This is a genomic window from Coprococcus intestinihominis (genome assembly GCF_040096555.1).
Lineage (GTDB): Bacteria > Bacillota > Clostridia > Lachnospirales > Lachnospiraceae > Coprococcus_A > Coprococcus_A intestinihominis.
In genome coordinates this window covers 1-18488 of sequence record NZ_JBBMEK010000038.1, presented here as the reverse complement: position 1 = coordinate 18488, position 18488 = coordinate 1, and the positions used below count along the sequence as shown (strand labels likewise).

At 43.0% G+C, this 18488-nt stretch carries 19 protein-coding genes and 1 pseudogene; 2 read left to right on the top strand and 18 right to left on the bottom strand.

Translation table 11 applies throughout. The annotated features are described in order from the left end of the window. The 7 genes and pseudogenes from WMO25_RS04870 to WMO25_RS04840 form a co-directional block, all read right to left on the bottom strand. A pseudogene (locus WMO25_RS04870) lies at positions 1–440 on the bottom strand (hypothetical protein); the annotation flags it as partial. 2 nt (positions 441–442) lie between these two features. Continuing rightward, a complete protein-coding gene (locus tag WMO25_RS04865) occupies positions 443–1831 on the bottom strand; it encodes a MurT ligase domain-containing protein (protein ID WP_349084356.1) in 1389 nt (462 codons plus the stop codon). Between the two features lie 12 nt (positions 1832–1843). Then, positions 1844–2425 carry an SMC-Scp complex subunit ScpB gene (scpB, locus tag WMO25_RS04860; RefSeq protein WP_117539574.1) on the bottom strand — a complete coding sequence of 194 codons (582 nt, stop codon included), beginning with the start codon at positions 2423–2425 and terminating at the stop codon, positions 1844–1846. 2 nt (positions 2426–2427) lie between these two features. Then, positions 2428–3237, bottom strand: a complete 810-nt coding sequence (locus WMO25_RS04855) for a segregation and condensation protein A (RefSeq protein ID WP_117526807.1) — start codon at positions 3235–3237, stop codon at positions 2428–2430. Positions 3238–3351: 114 nt separating this feature from the next. Beyond that, positions 3352–4227 (bottom strand): metallophosphoesterase, encoded by an 876-nt coding sequence (locus WMO25_RS04850; protein ID WP_349084354.1) that lies wholly within the window; start codon positions 4225–4227, stop codon positions 3352–3354. Between the two features lie 10 nt (positions 4228–4237). Next, complete coding sequence (locus tag WMO25_RS04845; RefSeq protein WP_117526803.1) at positions 4238–5173, bottom strand: diacylglycerol/lipid kinase family protein; 936 nt, start codon at positions 5171–5173, stop codon at positions 4238–4240. A gap of 30 nt (positions 5174–5203) precedes the next feature. Beyond that, positions 5204–6496 (bottom strand): D-alanyl-D-alanine carboxypeptidase family protein, encoded by a 1293-nt coding sequence (locus WMO25_RS04840; RefSeq protein WP_349084352.1) that lies wholly within the window; start codon positions 6494–6496, stop codon positions 5204–5206. A 97-nt stretch (positions 6497–6593) separates the two neighbouring features. On the opposite strand from WMO25_RS04840, the gene WMO25_RS04835 reads away from it, so the two are divergent. Together WMO25_RS04835 and WMO25_RS04830 are read left to right on the top strand one after the other, a co-directional pair. Continuing rightward, positions 6594–7682 (top strand): 3-deoxy-7-phosphoheptulonate synthase, encoded by a 1089-nt coding sequence (locus tag WMO25_RS04835; protein ID WP_256166817.1) that lies wholly within the window; start codon positions 6594–6596, stop codon positions 7680–7682. Positions 7683–8395: 713 nt separating this feature from the next. Further along, complete coding sequence (locus tag WMO25_RS04830) at positions 8396–9112, top strand: F420-0--gamma-glutamyl ligase (RefSeq protein WP_349084350.1); 717 nt, start codon at positions 8396–8398, stop codon at positions 9110–9112. Between the two features lie 64 nt (positions 9113–9176). Here the strand turns inward: WMO25_RS04830 and WMO25_RS04825 are convergent, their stop codons facing one another. From WMO25_RS04825 to WMO25_RS04775, 11 genes are all read right to left on the bottom strand, one after another. Further along, positions 9177–10775 (bottom strand): ABC1 kinase family protein, encoded by a 1599-nt coding sequence (locus WMO25_RS04825; RefSeq protein ID WP_349084348.1) that lies wholly within the window; start codon positions 10773–10775, stop codon positions 9177–9179. Between the two features lie 5 nt (positions 10776–10780). Beyond that, a complete protein-coding gene (locus WMO25_RS04820; protein WP_349084346.1) occupies positions 10781–11176 on the bottom strand; it encodes a phasin family protein in 396 nt (131 codons plus the stop codon). 89 nt (positions 11177–11265) lie between these two features. Continuing rightward, entirely contained in the window at positions 11266–11646 is a 381-nt protein-coding gene (locus tag WMO25_RS04815; RefSeq protein ID WP_015514132.1) for a diacylglycerol kinase family protein, read from the bottom strand. 64 nt (positions 11647–11710) lie between these two features. After that, positions 11711–12637: an RluA family pseudouridine synthase gene (locus WMO25_RS04810; protein ID WP_349084344.1), complete on the bottom strand. Its 927-nt coding sequence runs from the start codon at positions 12635–12637 to the stop codon at positions 11711–11713. A 17-nt stretch (positions 12638–12654) separates the two neighbouring features. Further along, positions 12655–13161: a signal peptidase II gene (gene lspA / locus WMO25_RS04805; RefSeq protein WP_349084343.1), complete on the bottom strand. Its 507-nt coding sequence runs from the start codon at positions 13159–13161 to the stop codon at positions 12655–12657. Further along, positions 13158–14258: a 3-dehydroquinate synthase gene (gene aroB / locus WMO25_RS04800; RefSeq protein WP_349084341.1), complete on the bottom strand. Its 1101-nt coding sequence runs from the start codon at positions 14256–14258 to the stop codon at positions 13158–13160. Before aroB ends, lspA begins: the two co-directional genes overlap by 4 nt. Before the next feature lie 112 nt (positions 14259–14370). Further along, complete coding sequence (locus WMO25_RS04795; RefSeq protein WP_015514130.1) at positions 14371–15039, bottom strand: DivIVA domain-containing protein; 669 nt, start codon at positions 15037–15039, stop codon at positions 14371–14373. Positions 15040–15110: 71 nt separating this feature from the next. After that, positions 15111–15740 carry a cell division protein SepF gene (locus WMO25_RS04790; RefSeq protein WP_349084340.1) on the bottom strand — a complete coding sequence of 210 codons (630 nt, stop codon included), beginning with the start codon at positions 15738–15740 and terminating at the stop codon, positions 15111–15113. Positions 15741–15832: 92 nt separating this feature from the next. After that, complete coding sequence (locus WMO25_RS04785) at positions 15833–16525, bottom strand: YggS family pyridoxal phosphate-dependent enzyme (protein WP_015514128.1); 693 nt, start codon at positions 16523–16525, stop codon at positions 15833–15835. Positions 16526–16548: 23 nt separating this feature from the next. Further along, positions 16549–17913, bottom strand: a complete 1365-nt coding sequence (locus WMO25_RS04780) for a biotin/lipoyl attachment domain-containing protein (RefSeq protein WP_349084339.1) — start codon at positions 17911–17913, stop codon at positions 16549–16551. Then, positions 17913–18488, bottom strand: a 576-nt coding sequence (locus WMO25_RS04775; protein WP_349084338.1) for a radical SAM protein, incomplete at its 5' end; no start/stop codon positions are given. The genes WMO25_RS04780 and WMO25_RS04775, both read right to left, overlap by 1 nt.

Sequence of the window (18488 nt, the reverse complement as noted above, 5' to 3'; positions counted from 1 at the left end):
GTAAACTGTGTCTTAAAACCGACAATCTCAATATCATCAAAATGGCCTCTCACCAGGCAGTTGAAACGATGCATCATATCCCTTTTGGCATAAATCGGATATAAATCCAGCGCTTCGATCTTTGAACCGTCTTCATTCTCAATATACTGTCCAAAAATCTCGACTGCATTATTGGTAAATAACATGGGCACATCTGCTGCGATCAGCTCTGCAATACGCGCCTTATAAGGCATCAGTTTCCTGATGATCTTCTCCTGGGCACTTTCTGTCATGGCTCCCATATAGATCAAATCCGGCTGTTCTTTTACAAACAACGGATCATTCATATAAGACGTGAACACAAACTCCGCATCAGGCAGACATTTTTCGAGGTAACGGATATTACTGGAATCTGCAAAAAGACTGCAGAATTCTGGAAATAAAACTTCAATACGTGTCATGATTATCTGCCCTCCTTTTCTAACTGTTCACTTAAGCTCTTTTGAATAGCCTTAGCATATTGCGTTGTGTAAATATCATGCAGAATATACACATTGTCAACTTTATCAAAATCCACATACGCTGCTGTGTCCGGCTCTTTATCGCAGCATACGATCTTCTCCTCAGGAATGCCGGCCATCAGAAGTCTCAGATGCATATCCGGACAGCGAAAACCACCCACAATGATCTGTTCAATGCCGGGATCATTTAAAAATTCAAAATCTGTATCAAAAAACCATGCAATATTCTCTGATGAATCCTGCCGATCATAGAAATCATCCACAATCAGTACAACTGCCTTTTGACCCGGTTCATGACGCACGAAGTCACAAACTCTTGATACTGCAATCGGATTCTGACCCTTTGCAACATCTGTGATCAGCTTCTTGCCTTTGACTTCCACACAGTTAAAACGTGTACCTGCAATCTTCATTTTCTCGAAGGAACGACTGATAGCCTCCGCTGACAGGCCAAACTCCTCCAAGGCAGCAACAGTTGTCACGGTATTGTAAATATCTGTAATATTATCACCCAGCAGCTTCACTTCCATATTGCCCTTCGGTGTACGGATATGCACTTTACGTTTCTCATAATCAATTGCTTCCACGGCATAATCCATCTCCGGTGAACCAAAATCACAGTTCGGACAGAACGCACGTCCGATGTGGTTATAACGGATATATTCATAGTTCAGTTTTGCACCGCATTTCGGGCAGGCAACCACATCTTTGATGATGTTGTTGGTGGAAGTTGTCTTCTCATCCTCACAGGCAATACCGAAATAAACTCTGTCATTGTCCGGTGCCAGATGATTGCTCACTAAGTCCTCTCCATTTAAAATCAGTTTGGATGTTGATGGAATCGTCTGATTCAAAATACCTGCAATAAATTCGGAATGGGCATTTCTCTTGTAAGAGTCTCTGAAAAGATTCGTACATACAAGAATATCCGGTTTCACATATGGAAATATCTTCGTTGTCATTCGCTCATCAATTTCAAGAACAGCATATTTCTTCTTCATATGACCGCCCATAGTAGAATTCTTGATCAGCGAAGAAGCGATACCTGAATCAATATTGCCGCCGAAACGATTGTCGATAATATCATATCCATTATCCTGCATCACATCCGCAATCAGATTTGAAACGGTTGTCTTGCCGTTGGTACCGGTAATACCGATGATAAACTCCGGTTTATCAATCTGATCCAGAAAATCCGGACAGATATTAATCGCCTTTCGGCCGGGTACATGTGTGGCATTCCTGCCGCAAAGCTGCAGAACTTTGATCAATACTTTGATACCTGCCAGCGTTAAATAAAAACGCATTGTTTTTTTCTTAGAATTCTTCATAACTGTTCCTCTCTATACATCAAGTGTCATCTGAACTTCTTCTTCCGCCTCTGTCTTCAGTGTCTCCATCTCTTCCGGTGAAACGGACGGCAATCCCTCCACCGACTGAACGCCAAATGTTCTTAAAAATTCTTCAGTTGTTGCCAAAAGAATCGGCCGTCCCGGAGCATTCAGCCTTCCGGCCTCTGTGATCAGACCGTACTCCAACAGCTTATTGATGGCATGGCTGCAGCTGACGCCTCGAATCTGTTCTATTTCCGCCTTTGTCACCGGTTGCTTGTAAGCCACGATCGCCAACGTCTCAAGCATGACATCTGTCAATACCTGCTTCTTCGGCTGATGCGTCAGCTTAATCACATAATCATACATCTCAGGGCTTGTACACATCTGAAAAGAGCCATCCAGCTCAATAATACGGATGCCTCTCTTCTCATTCTGATATCTGTCCATCAGATGATGTACAAGCCTGATCACTGTCGCCTTATCATGTCCAATAACAGCACCGATGGCCTCTGCGCTGATGGCTTCTCCCATCGTAAAAAGAAGCGCCTCTATGGCCGCTTCCGCCTCATCCGGCTTTAAAACTTCTTCCATGTCTACTCTGTCACTCCTGTTGCATTTTCATCGGATATCTGATTCTCTTCGGATTTGTCCATATTGTCCCCCGGCGAAATCAGTATATCATCAAAAAGATGCTCCTGCACGATCGTCACAGAGCCATCCTTCATCAATTCGAGTATCGCCAGAAATGTCACAATCACTTCCTCTTTTGTTGACTGCGACGTCAAAAGGCCCCTGAAGCTGACCGGTTTCTTCCTGTCTGTCACGATACGGCGGATACTGGTCATTTTGTCCGACAATTTCACCGGCTCCTGCTCAATCCGTCCGTATTTGCTTCTGATCGGGTCGATCTTGTCAAACTGTCGCTTCATCACAGACTGAAAAATCCTGTGAAGCTTCTCAAGATTCATATCCCCCACCAGCGCATCTAAATCCACCGGCGGTTCTGTATAAACCATATCATCAGGAATCGTTGTCGGTTTATACAGCGTCTGAGCAGCCAGAAAAGCCCTGTCCTTCAGTTCCTGGGCAATGTATTTGTAGGTTTTGTATTCTAACAGGCGATTCACCAGTTCCATTCTCGGATCCTCACCTGTTTCCTCTGCATCGGCTTTCTCCACCGGCAGCAGCATCTTGGACTTGATCCGAAGAAGTGTCGCCGCCATCACCAGAAAATCACTGGTCACATCCATATCTTCAATCTGCATGCGATGAATATAATCCATATATTGATCCGTAATCATCGCAATGGGAATATCATAAATATCAATCTTATTGATATCGATGAGGTGAAGCAGTAAATCCAGAGGACCTTCAAAAACCTCTAATTTAAATGTCATTTCCATCATATTCTGCTTTTGAACCTTTCGTCGTAACTATCCAGAAGGCAGTATTCACTGAATCGTTACCTTTCGTCTATCTATTGTGGCATCTTCCGGCATTTCTGTCAATCATTTTCTTCAGAAATGATGCAGTGTGACACATGACAGCTCTGGCATATTGAACAATCGAATACGAAAACTGTGCATGTGCAGTCCACGGCTCACAATCATCTCGCTTTTGCCACGAAAATAAGTTCCCGCATAATATTTAGGGAACAAACGCACCTGCGGCGAAATCACGCCGCCCAAAAACGGCAAGATCACAACACCGCCATGCACATGCCCTGAGAGGACCAGATCAGCCCCCCAATCAGCATATTCATCAAAATACAGCGGATTGTGGGCTAAAAGGAGATTGAATGCTTTTCTGTCACAGATGCCCAGCTGCTCCGTAAGATACCATTTCTTCATCGGCACTTTTCTGAAACGTTTATAATATGTTCTGTTCAATTCTAATCCATAAATATTGATGTATGCGCCGTCTTTCCTGATCACCGTATGCTGATTGCGCAGCAAATGAAGATTCGGATGACGAATCGCTTTGCACCAACGCGCATACATGTCACCGTATGTCTCCGGATACAGGGCAATCCGCTGTTCATGATTCCCATTGCCGAAATAAACCGGCCATCGGTCACAGAGATCACGGACCATCCGAACTGCTGCGGACATATCCGCTCCCGGATGTGCATCTATCATATCGCCGGCAATCATCACTGCATCCGGTTTCAAACGCTCTATCGCCCCAAGCAGCTGCCTGTTGCCCTGATCAAAGTCATAGTTGTGAAGATCCGACAGCACAACAAAACGGAAGCCTTCAAAAGCTTCCGGTATTTTATCTGATGCTACATCATAATATTCTGTCGTAAAATGTCTGCATTCATAGCATATCCGCCCTATGAGGGCACCGGTTGCCGCTGCGGCAGCCATCATCCATTTCTTTTTATCTTTCATTCGGCCTCCATTATACGGTTAATATTTTGAATGCATCTTTGATGCAGGCAATTCTTGCCTCTTTACCGCCGCTTACACGTTCTCCGTCCAGGGACCACACCATCTCCTGTTCAAAAGTAATCTTCAATTCCTTTGTCTGCAGGAACAAAAACATGGACGGATCATACTTCAGCGGATTCAAAGATGTCAGCGATGTCACAATTGCACTGAGATCCATCAATGTCTTCGGCATCTTGATCATCATCACTTCAAACACACCGTCATTTAAATCCACAAGAGAATCACTGATCTTCAAAATACCCCCCACACTTCTGGCATTGCTGACTGCACCGAAAATATAGGAATCTTTATAAATCTGTCCATCCGCTTCCACACAGACCGTATAGGATGTAAATGCCGGAATCTCTTTGATGCCCTCAAGAATATAGGCCAGATGCCCCAATGCATTCTTAAAGTTCTGCGGTGTTGAATAGGATGTCTCCGTAAAAGCACCGAAAGAAGCGACATAAGAAAAATAGGACGTATTAAACAAACCTGCATCAACGGTATGCGGCGTTCCCCTAACAATGTTCACCGCTGCCTCCCTGATATCTGAAGGCAGCTTCAGACCTGCTGCAAAATCATTGGTGGTTCCTGCAGGAATATACCCCAGAATAGGGCGCTTATCCCAATGCATCGTTGCCGACAAAATCTCATTAAAGGTGCCATCTCCGCCGCAACAAATAACTCTGTCAAACTGACTATCCTTCTCAGCCAACAGATCTCTTGTTGCATCCTTACCCTGTGTTGTATAAATAATCGTCTCATACCCTGCTTTCGTCAGTGTATCGACGACATAAAGCAATTCATTACGTATCTTCTGACGTCCGGCCATTGGATTCACCATAAGTAACACACGCTGCTCCATCGCACATAAACCTCCGATATGTTTTTCAATAAAGTTCATTATACCATGTTTTTGTAAAATAGCCTATATTTATCCGCAGATGCTCATAAAATTCCTGTAAACTTTTTCTAAATAATCACTGAAACCGGCTTTTTGTATCCCCTCCTTTGTCACAACAGGCACTTCACCAATCTCCGTATCATCCAGATAATAGATCAGACGTCCTGCCTTTGTTCCTGCTTCAAAAGGCGTAGACAGGCTTTCATCCAGTTGCAGTTTTGAATGGATATTTTCAAGATTTTCCCCTCGCAGCGCAACATAGGAAAACTGGCCGTCATACATCAATTCAACACTTTCTGTTTTTCCGTCTTTTATCGCCATTGGCAAAAGTACCGGCGGATGATCATCCCTGTATGCGCTGCAGTTGGCAAAGCCGTAATTCAGAAGCTGCTGTGCCTCAGAAAAACGTATTTTATAATCCGGTGCATCCATCACCACGGCAATGAGACTCAATCCGTCTTTGACAGCTGTCCCGCAAAAGCAATATCCCGCCTTTGCTGTAGAACCTGTTTTTAACCCTGTTACTTCAAAATTATTTGCCATTTTCAGAAGTTTATTCGTGTTGGAAAGACCGAATTCACTACTGCCTTTTGCTGTTACATGCGTGATATTTTCCATCCAGATCGTCGCATATTGCGAAATGTCAGGATAATTTGTAATGAGCGTCCGGGCCATGATGGCCACATCTTTTGCCGTTGTATAATGGTCATTTGAGTCTGTCAGCCCGCAGCAATCCACAAAATGTGTCCCGTTCATGCCCAGATCGGCGGCTTTTTGATTCATTTCCCCCACAAAGGCCTCCTCACTGCCGCTTACATACTCTGCCATTGCCACTGAAGCATCATTACCTGAAGCGATCACAATACATTTGATCAGCGTTTCCACTGTTTGTTTTTCGCCTTCCTCAAGGAAAACCTGGGAGCCGCCCATGGATTTTGCCCGGGCACTTGTTACAACTTCATCTGTCAGCTGGATTTTTCCGTTATACAGCGCATCATAGATCAGAAGCAGTGTCATAATCTTTGTGATACTGGCAGGACTGACCCGAACATCCTGATTTTTCTCATAAATGACTGTTCCGGTTCCTGCTTCCATTAAAACAGCCGCCTCCGATATGACAGTTACCGCCGATTCAGTTGATACTACCCCCTGACTTTCCGACTCCCTTTCCAATTCCATCTCTGCCGTTTCTTCATTTGTTGATTCTGAATTTTCTGATTCCGTTGCTATCACTTCTCCGACAGCAGTATCTTCTGCATAAACCATTTGTCCATTCCATAAAATACCCATCAACAGGATAACTGCTATAATTTTATTCTTCATAACTGTCACCGTGCTTTTTTTACAGTTTACGTTTGTGCCTGTTAACTTATGCCTTTACATCATTTTCCTTTTCAGCTATAATTGATTGCAGAAAAGTATAACTGCTTATTCTTTTTGCCGTTGTACAAATGTTACCAAGGAGAGAAACACTATGAGCTTTGTATTAACAAAAAAACTTCCGACACCAATGGAAATCAAAGAATTATATCCTGTTTCCGAAGAACTGGCTGCTTTAAAAGCAGAGAAAGACCAAGAACTGATTGATATTATTACAGGTGCCTCAGACAAATTTATGGTCATTATCGGTCCTTGCTCCGCCGACAACGAAGAAGCTGTTTGTGATTACATCGGCCGTCTTACAAAAGTTCAGGAAAAAGTCAAAGATAAGCTTGTCCTTGTACCGCGTATTTACACGAACAAGCCGCGTACAACCGGCGAAGGCTACAAAGGTATGCTTCATCAGCCAGATCCTGAAAAGGCACCCGATCTTTTAAATGGTCTAATTGCCATCAGAAAGATCCATATGCATGCCCTGCAGACATTTCATATGCCAATTGCTGATGAGATGCTTTACCCTGAAAACTTCAGATATCTGTCCGATATCCTCTCTTATGTTGCTGTTGGTGCACGCTCCGTTGAGAATCAGCAGCATCGTCTGGTTGCCAGTGGCATTGAAGTGCCAACCGGTATGAAGAATCCGACCAGCGGTGACTTATCCGTTATGCTGAACTCTGTTGTTGCTGCTCAGCATGGTCATAATTTTCTCTACCGCGGATGGGATGCCACAACAGACGGCAATCCTTATGCACACACGATTCTTCGTGGTGCTGTTGATAAGCATGGTCAGACACATCCGAACTATCACTATGAAGATCTGCAGCTTCTCAATGAGATGTATGCCGAAAAAGGACTCAAGAATCCGGCCTGCATCATTGACGCCAACCATTCCAACTCCGGCAAGAAGCATAAAGAACAGATCCGTATTGTCAAGGAAGTCTTAAGCAGCCGTCAGCATTCCGATGACATCCGCAAGCTTGTCAAAGGTGTGATGATTGAGAGCTATATCGTTGAAGGCAACCAGAAGGTGGGCGGTGAGAACCATGTCTACGGCAAGTCCATCACTGACCCTTGCCTTGGCTGGGAAGATTCTGAAAGACTGCTGTACGATATTGCAGAACGTGTATAAATACAAAATGGATACCCACTAATCGTATAAGGGAAAAATAAAGGGAAAGCTATAAAAGTATGCATCGTCATATTTTTATAGCTTTTTTCTATAATAATAAATACTATATTTAAGGAGGCATTAACAATGAGTAAAGGTTCTATCAGGCAAAAAGGTTCTAAATGGTATTATCGATTCTATATAGAAGATGAAAACGGTCATCATATTCAAAAAGAATTTCTGATATCAGCATCACAATGAATATTTATACTCATTCTAATCGAAGAGCCAAACGTACCTCTGTAGAAATACTGGATGATCTATCCACTTCCATTCCTTCTGAAATAAGGGAAACTACAAGGGAAAGTGATTCTTAATAAATGGCCATTTTTCATTATTTCAGGATTATTCCATCTTAATTTTATTTTTTATGATAAACCGGAGTTTATCGAGAATAATCAATATAATTACATATTTTTTCTTCGACTCATTCATAAAACTAAAGCCGGATAAAATTCCACTCTCATCCGCAATCAGTATCATAATTTTACCAACAATAAAATGTAACTGTTCAGAGCCAAGCAAAATTTCAAAAAACAGGTATAAAATGCTTGCATTTTTAAGACTGTTTTTGAAATTTTATTTGGCGGATACGCCACACCGACGAAATGCGTAGCATTTGGAGGTTAGCTCTGAACAGTTACAATAAAATAACAAATGAAAGAGGATTTATTATGCAATTTCAGACAAATGAAAATAAAAAAGTAGAAATCAAAGTAAACGGAAAAATCTATATGCGCCATGCTATCCACACCCATTTTGTTCATCCTGGCGAAAACTATCTGGATATCTTTCAAAAATATGTACTTCCTATCTATGAACCAGGTGACATTGTTTCATGCAGTGAAAAAATCATTGCACTATGCCAGAATCGAATTGTTAAACGCGAAGACGTTCATATCGGTTTCTGGGCACACCTGCTCTCCCGCTTTGCGTCCCACCCAACAACCGGTGTTGGTGTCGGTGAAACCATTAAAATGCAGTATGCCATTGACAAAGTCGGACTTCTCAAGGTTCTTTATGCCAGTATTGCCAGTGCAGTCACCAAATTATTCGGGAAAAAAGGTGTATTCTATGAAATTGTTGGTCAGGAAGTCAGTGGACTGGATGGGTTCTATGACCATGTATGGAAAGAATATGGCGATATTGGTATAGAGATGCCTGCGAACCCATCCGGAGTATGCAATGAAGTTTATGAAAAGCTTGGCGTTCAAATGATGTTGGTTGATGCCAATGATTTAGGTCAAGAATTACTTGGCTGTTCCGATTCAATCACACTTTCTGAAAAAGAATTACTCGGATTAATTCGTGACAACCCTGCCGGTCAGGGCCGCCAATGTACGCCGCTTATTCTTATCCGGGAAAAAAAGACAACAAAACCATCTATATAAATCTATCCGCAAAAAATAAACTGAGGAATTAGCTGCCAATCACAGTAATAGCCTCAGTTTATTTTTACTTTCTTTTTGAAAAAATATGTTTTGCAAACACATAAAATACGATAATAACGGCAATGAAATAGCCAAAGGCCCCCAATGCCGGTATGCCGAGGAATTTCGGTTTCATATCCGTGGTACAGATAATACTGGAGCTTATAAGCAATGCCATTACCCACAGACCCATAACAATATTTCTTGTTACCCTTCGAAGCAGATTCGATACATCTTCTCCGGCATGAAGATCGAGATTCACCTTTGTCTGACCTTTCAGCTGACCCTGCAGAATATCTGCCAGCAAGGTGGGGATATCTATCGCCTTTCTCAGAGAACGATACAGTGTTTTTCCACTGTTTTTCAATTCCTTCTTCCAGTCCATCTCCTCAAACATCTGGCTCTTCACACGGGCAGATGCGATCTCCATCATGTTAATCTCCGGACTGATGTCTGCAAGGACTCCTTCAATATGTGCCAGGCCTCTGGCAAGCATCGTCAGACCGTGAGGCATTGTAATCTTGTTCTCCTTCATGACCTCCATCAGATCCTGCATAATCTCTGCAATATCAATATTGCCAAGATCTTCCGAACCATATTTGGCCATCAGATTGCGTATATCTTCAAACAGTTTGCTCTGATCCGGCTTCCCACGGAATTCTCCGATTGCCAGAACAGCATCCTGGATCATACCGATATCATTCAGCGCAATACCTTCAATGGCCCGTCCGATTTCTTCCCTGTCATGCTCAGACAGACGGCCCATCATTCCCATATCAATCCAGACAATCTTGCCGTCCCGCACACGAAGATTACCGGGATGCGGATCGGCATGGAAAAAGCCATCTACCATAACCTGCTTAATAAAATTATCAATGAGCTTACTGCCGACCTCATTCAGATCATAGCCGTTTTCCTGAAGATTCTCCTTATCATCAATGGAAAAGCCATCGATATACTCCATCACAATAACATGCGGAGTTGTATACTCCCGATATAACACCGGCGTATCCACAAAGGCCACATCTCTGTTCTTGCGATGGAACTCCTCTATATTGGCTGCCTCTGTAAGGAAATTCATTTCCTCCTGTGTGACCTTCCACAGTTCATCAAGAACAAGATCCAGATCCACCATCTCTTTGATACTCACCGGTGGCAATAAACGCACAACCTTATGCATCAATCCGATATCTCTGGCCATGGTCCTGTAAATACCTTTGCGCTGGACCTTGATCACAACCTGTTCTCCGCTCTTCAAAACCGCACGATGAACCTGTGCAATAGAAGCTGAACCAAGAGGCTTTTCTTCAATTGACTGGAACTCCTCCTGCCACGGACAACCAAAGGCATCCTGGATCACATCCACCACCTGGTCAAAGGGCATAGGTGCCACATCCGAGCATAGCTTCATCAATTCATCGCAGTATCGCTTCGGCAAAATATCTGATCTCAACGACATAATCTGACCCAGCTTGATATATGTCGGTCCAAGGTCCTCCAGAATCATTCTCAACTTCTCCGGAGATACACCACGCGTAATAGCATGTTTATGGAGAACGGCTGTAATCTCCTTCAACCGTTCTCCATAACCGCTTGATCTGACTTTTTCAGACTTTGTATTCATTCTTCTTATTCAGCGTCAGCTGCCTCTTCCGCATCCGGAGCGTCCTCTGTAGCTTCAGCCGGTGCTTCTTCTGATTCCACTGTCTCTGTCTTCTCCTCAGTGGTCTGCTCCATATTGCTAATCTGCTGTTTCAGCTGTTCAATCTGTTCCGGTGTCATCTTCTCAAGAAGGGTCTGCAATTCTTCTGGTGTGGATGCTTTCACTGAAACATTCACATTGTCCTTCAATGTCTCTTTGATATTGTGCTTCAGTTCTTTGTTCAGGACCTTGCCCTGTTCAACTGTCAGCTCACCCTTCTTCACCAGATCGTCTAATACTTCCTTGGATTTCTCTGCTGTAACAGCTGCTGTACCGATACCGATAAGTAAAAGCTTCTTAAGGCTTTCTCCGAGTTTTTCCATCTTACATCTCTCCTTTACTGTCAGACATCACAACCGCCGGATTCTCTCTCTGCAGCTGCAATGCATCCATGCAACCAATCAACAAATCGCTAAAGCCCTGTCAAAAACTGCATGACCTTGGGAACAAAAATAACACAGCCGATAATCGCTGCCATAATAGCTGCAATGAGTACAGCTCCTGCCGCCGTATCCTTGGCAATCTTCGCCAAAGGCTTTCGCTCCTCTGTTACAAGATCCACCACTGCCTCTATCGATGTGTTCACCAGCTCCAATGCCATCACAAGTCCAAACAATGTCAGACAGATACACCATTCTGTCACTGACAATTGAAAAATAATGCCCGCAATCACTACAAGCAGTGAAACACAGCAATGAATCTTCATATTGCGTTCCTTGCTGATACATGTATAAATTCCCTGAAAGGCATAACCAAAACTTTTATAGAGTGGATCCTTCTTGTGCTTCTTCATCTCTATCCCCTGCCTTTTCTGACTCTATTTTATCACATATTGTACTGCATGAACAGTAGGATCTTTATCTGCCGGCTGACTGCCGCAGTCTGTCCAGCAGTGCTGTAAAATATGGCGGAAGCGGTGACTCAAATTCCACATACTGACCGGTGGACGGATGGATAAATCCAAGCAGCTTTGCGTGAAGCGCCTGCCCTTCCAGCTTAAACGGATCCTTAGAAGGACCATAAACAGTATCCCCCAGCAGAGGATGGCCGATACTGGCCATATGCACACGGATCTGATGTGTTCTGCCTGTCTCAAGGCGGCACTCAATATAGGTGTATTTGCCAAATCGCTCAAGTACACGGTAGTGCGTCACTGCATGCCTGCCGTTCTTATGGTTAATGCCCATTTTCTTCCGATCGGCATCCATACGGCCAATCGGTGCATCAACGGTTCCCTCATCTTCTTTGATATTATTATAAACAATCGTATAATAGGCCCTTGTAATACTGTGCACGCTGAGCTGTTCTGCAATAGCGCGATGCGCCCTGTCATTTTTGCAGATAACAAGCACACCTGTTGTATCCTTATCAATTCTATGCACTATTCCGGGCCTTAATACGCCATTGATGGTTGAGAGGTCCTCCCCGCAGTGATACATCACTGCATTCACAAGGGTCCCGGTATAATGCCCCGGCGCTGGATGCACAACCATATCCTTTGGCTTATTGATGATCAGAATGTCCTGATCCTCATATAAAATATCCAAGGGTATATTCTCCGGCTGAATATCCAGAATAACCGGATCAGGTAATTCAATCATAACTGCATCACCTGTATGAATTTTGAAATTCGCCTTAACCGCTTTTCCGTTTACACACACCGACTGATCGCCAATTATTTTCTGTATATAAGATCTTGAGCATTCTTCCATCAAGAGTGCCAGATACTTATCAATACGTACGCCATCATTGGCTTCATCAACAACATAACTTCTTTGTTCCACGTTTTCACCTGCCTCTTTTATGCTTTTGTCTTCTTTGCTTTCTTACCGCCAAGAAACTCAAAATCCTCATCCTTGTAATAAAATATAACGAGGATGATCAAGGCAATGGCCGCTGTTGTCACATAAATATCTGCAACATTAAACACAGGAAAATCAATCAATTCAAAATAAAAGAAATCTACCACATAGCTCTGACGAATCCGATCAATAAAATTGCCGATGGCACCGGCATAAATCAGAACCGCTGCAATTTTAAGCGACATCATCCTTCCGGTATCCGGAATCTTACGATAAAAAAACGTCAAAGCTGCCAGTATGATAACTGTAAAAAAGACTAAAAAGACTTTTTGATTCTGCATTAATCCAAAAGCAGAGCCTCTGTTTTCCAGATAATATAATCTGAAAACTTTCGGTATAAGTGTGATGCCGTCTGTATTCATCAGATGCCTTACGGCCAGCACCTTGGTCCACTGATCCAGAAGAACCAGCAGCAAAACTGCAATTCCCGCCTTTATATATTTCATGACTGTTCTCCATTTCTGACGATAACGGAGGCCGCTGCCAAAAGCTGTTCATCACGGATACTCCGGTCAATCACCGCATGCCCTTCGGGATCCAGCAGTATAAACTTAACCCGTCCTTTGTCCATCTTTTTGTCTGATTTTGAAACGGCTACGATTTGCTCAGGCTCAAGCCCTTTAACACTGACCGGCAAACCGAATGATACAATGGTATCTGTGATATCTTTATAAGCCGCCTCTGTCAGCATTCCTTTCTCCATGGACAACCATGCCGCCGCATGCATGCCGACGGCAACACATTCTCCATGCAGCATTGTAAAATTCATCAGTTTCTCCACTGCATGTCCCAATGTATGGCCAAAATTCAGTAAAGCACGTTCGCCGGCTTCTTCAGGATCATTCTCAACCACTTCTTTCTTGATGTGACAGCTGACTGCGATCATATCAATCACCGTCTGCGTATCCCTGGCCAAGATCGCTTCTTTGTGCGCCTTCAGCCATTCATAGTAGGCGGCATCTTTGATCAATCCGTGTTTAATAATCTCACCCAGGCCGGATATATACTGCTGACTGGTCAGTGTTTTCAACGTCTCTGCACAGGAATACACCAGTTTTGGCTGATGAAAAGCCCCCACCATGTTCTTATAGGCTCTGAAATCAACACCTGTTTTTCCTCCGATGCTGCTGTCCACCTGTGCCAGAAGGCTTGTGGGAATCTGGATAAAACGAATGCCTCTCAGATAAGTTGCCGCTGTAAAGCCTGTCAGATCACCGACAACACCGCCGCCAAGCGCCACCAGCATATCTTTACGTTCAAATTTATTCTGAATCAGAAATTCATAAAGATTCTCAACTGTTGTCAGCGTTTTGCTCTCTTCACCGGCCGGAAAAATAAAATGACTGGCAGCTGCACAATGCTCTTTTACAATATGCTCTACCTGTTCAAGGTAAAAGTCTGCCACATGGCTGTCTGTTACGATACACACCTTTCTGTCTTTGATCATCAGATCATCCAGCGCTTCACCAAGCGCATCAAAATTCTCTGAAAGAACAATTGGATAAATTGGTACATCATTGTAATGAATCATCATTTTCTGCATTTTGCTGTCTTCCTTTTCTGTACAAAAAGTCCGGGCATGCGCTTCAGCCACTGACCCGGACTTCTGAATATTCTATTAATAACTATGCTGTACTGAAATAAGCACATCCGCTTTATTGGTTCTCTTCGTCCTTCTCGCTGTCAAACATCTCGGAGAAATCCTTGATCATTGCATCATCTGTTGAAAGTGTCTCATCAAAGTCTTCTTCCTGTTCTACTGCGGTTTCTTCACTCTCAGTCTCTTCCACAGCATATACCGGCTCAGCCTGAAGCTGATCTGTATGCTCTGCGGCTGATTCCTCAAGGCCTGAAATTGCCTTCATCGTTGCAACATCAATATCAAATGCTTCTGAATTCAGCAGATCCAGCTGTGCCGAAGCAAGTGCTTTGTACTGTGTTCTGTAGCGGTCATACTGCTGAAGCAGATCTGTTGTCTTCACATGCAGCTGCTCAAGTTCCACCTTAGCATCTGCCACAATAGACTGTGCCTTCAAAACGGCTTCCTGTTCAATAACAGTGGCATTCTTCTTCGCACCTACAATTGTCTCCTCTGCAGTTGTCTCTGCAAGAACAAGTGCCTTCTGAAGTGACTTCTCTATTTCCTTATAATGGCTGAGACTTGCATCCAGATTATTGATCTTTTCCTTCAAAGAAAGATTCTCCTTGTAAAGTGCTTCAAAATCAGCAGAAACACTTGAGAAAAAGCTGTCCACATCTGCCTTTGAATACCCCATACCACTGTTCTTAAAAGTCTTACCCTGAATTTCAATTGGTGTTAACATTAATTCCAGACCTCCTTCATCTGTCTATTGATCTCATCATCCTGTTTCTTCCTGTTCCCGTTTCCGAATAGTCATTCCTCTTCTTCAGAATATCCAAAAGCAGGTACATTGACACTTGAAGATGCCAGTTCCTGAAGATCGCCTGTAATATCAATATCTTCCGGTGTCACAATAACAATTGTATCTGATATCGGCTTAATATTGCCGTTGATCGCATAACAGGAACCGGAAACAAAATCAATAATTCTCTGAGCTTCCTGCGTTGTTACAGCATCAAAATTGATAATCGCTGCTCTTCCTGACAGGATAATGTCACAGATTTCCTGGCATGTGTCAAACTCATCCGGTTTTGAAACACATACCTCCATGCTACGGGATGTTATATTGGAGTGCATCGGAACAATCTTGCTGCTCCTGCCGTAAGGCGTTGCCTTACGCGTGCTTCGTGATGAAGTATGGGCCTGTGTTGACCGTGTACTCTTCACCTCCGGCTCATCATCCCAGTCATCTGCCATATCTTCCAGCTCGTCCTTCTGTCTCGCAGATGTCTTTCTGCTATTCGCCGTACTGCGTGCAAATGTCTTTTTCTTCGGTGCCTCCTCCAGCTCCTCTTCTGTATCTATCTCTTCATCATCATATTCTTCATATTCATCATCATTAAGCTTCATAAAATCAAGAATTTTGTTAAAGCCTTTACTCATTCTGCTATACGCTCCTCTACTTATTTAATCAATTACCAACTATTCAAAACCAGCCCTTCAAATGTCTCCTGCTTCAAATAACTGCAAATTATCTATATCTGATAATTTCTCTTGCCGAATATACCGGTTCCCACTCTGACCATTGTTGCACCTTCTTCAATTGCAACTTCATAATCTCCCGTCATACCCATTGATAATTCATCCATATCAACATTATCAATGTTTTTGCTTTTTATGTCAACAGATAATTGTTTTAATTTTCTGAAATAGATACGATTATCTTCAGGATTATCCGTAAATGGCGCAATTGTCATCAATCCCCTGATTTTGATATGCGGCAACTTCGACACCGCTTCCACAAGCTGCATGGCAGCCTCACTGGTTGTCCCAAACTTGGATTCTTCTTCTGCCACATTCACCTCGATCAGTACCGGCATCACGATATCCGCCTTTGCAGCCTCATGCTCAATCTGCTCTGCCAGTCTCAGTGAATCTACGGAATGAATCAGGACGACTTTGCCAATCAGGTATTTGACCTTATTGCGCTGAAGATGTCCGATCATATGCCAGCGAATATTCTTCGGAAGCACTTCGTATTTGTCGGATAATTCCTGAACTTTGTTCTCACCGTAGTCAAGAATACCTGTTGTCAGTACCTCTTCAATATCACTCACCGGCTTCGTCTTGCTCACTGCGATCAAAGTGACTTCATCTCTTGAACGTCCTGCTCTGTCACAGGCAGCCTGGACATGCTTTTCAACCTCTATAACATTCTCTGTAAGCATATTTCTTCCCCTTTCATCTATATCTAATATATAATATCATTTTCTTTGACACTGCTGCCATTCAAAATAATATGATCATACAACGTCACACCATAATCCGTCTTATCACTGACAATACAATAATCGCCATATTCATACAAAATATCAATCAAGCGGAACATTGCATAGCCTTTATTGATATTATAAACACCTTTTAAAGCTTCTGTCTCTCCAATTGTATAGGTCTCATCGGAAGAAGGTTTCTTAAGAACAGTACCTTCCGCAATATCCGCACAGTCTACATAACAATATTCCTTATTCTGTGCATAAATAATCGGTTTGATAAAAACTGTTTCATCATTATCCACCGAATAAAAGCCGCTTTCCGAACTCTCTTCCTCCGTCTGGAGATAATCAGCCGGAATCCTGTAAAAATTCTTGGACACAATTGATGACTTTGGAATCTTCAATCCATCATGGTTGTCCCAGATAATCTCAATATCAATATAACGATCATTGCAATAGCGGACCATATAGTTGGATAACGAAAAGCTGACATAATCGGTGCCGTCTTTCTGAAAGGTCGATACATCTGCGCTGACTGTAATATTGTCCCGCTGAAGCTGCAGATTCACCGTATCCAGCTCTTTGAGCCTTTTGTACTGATCCGCCGTCGGACAAATCACAATCTGCCAGTTATCATCATAGATCAACTTATAGGCCGGTGATGCGCTGTCTATCTTCATACCGGCAGACAACTGGCTCTTCTCATAGTTCCTGGCCGAAAAAAGTTCCGGTGTCATATCATCCTGCGTATAGCTTTCCATGCCGTCATAAGAATAACTGACAATTCCTGACTGATCAGCAGTCATTACCGTATATCCGTTGGTGGAATCAGCCTGATTCATGGAATTAATATTATTCCTGCTGACAATATTACTGACAATATTTCCCAACTGATAATCCAGATCATACACCGACGCATAATCACTATCGTTATATTTCTTTTTGAAAGACAAAACCTGTTCCCGAATATCACTATAGTCACTGCCATTCAACGTCAATGCTGATCCATCTGCTGTTCCCTGTACACTGCTGCCGGCATTGGTAGTGACCATGCAGACATTGCCCTCTCTGGCAACCATGGCACCATCATTGACAAAATAGTTAATATAACCGCTTTGTCCGGTGTTTACAACTGCCTCATTACGAAGAATAAAGCCTGTAAAGGTATCACTGTCAACAATCCATCCTTGCTGAACTTCATAAAAAGAAATATGATTTCTCATAAGGTAGGACAGACCGATTGCTATCAAATAAATAAAAATGCCTATAAATACAATCAGCCCTATATTCAGTTTCAAGTGCCTCCCGCCGTTTTTCGAGACGGTCTGTTTCTCTGACCCCATTAAAAAACTCCTTTTAGTGCCGAACCATTCATATAATCAAAATGTTTACCCTGGCAGCTGCTATTCTGCTGCATATATACTTCAAACTCATCCTTCAGCTTCCACCAACTGATTCCCCAGTTACAGAAAACAGCATCTTGCTCCGGTATACGACTGAACAACCGCTCAACCGCGATAGATGGATCCAGATTCTCAAGCATTACCCTGACACATTCAAAATATTCTTCTTTGCTGCAGATCGTAAGTCTGCCTGCCAGGTAATCCTCAGCCATCTGACTGTCTTTTGCTATATATAATGAATGAATCTTCACAATATCCGAATGCAGAACAGAAACAATTCTGGCTGTTTCCACTGCATCCCGAAGAGTGTCTCCCGGGAGATTGGCAATCAGATGTGTGCACACAGTAAACGGATATCTCTTGATTGCCAGAACCGCATCTATATATTCAGCCAGTCCATGTCCTCTGTGAACTCTGTCCAAGGTATGATAATTCGCCGTCTGCAATCCCAATTCTATATTGATGCCAACGTGGGTGCGCTCCTGAAGTTCTGCCAGACACGCCAGATAATCTGT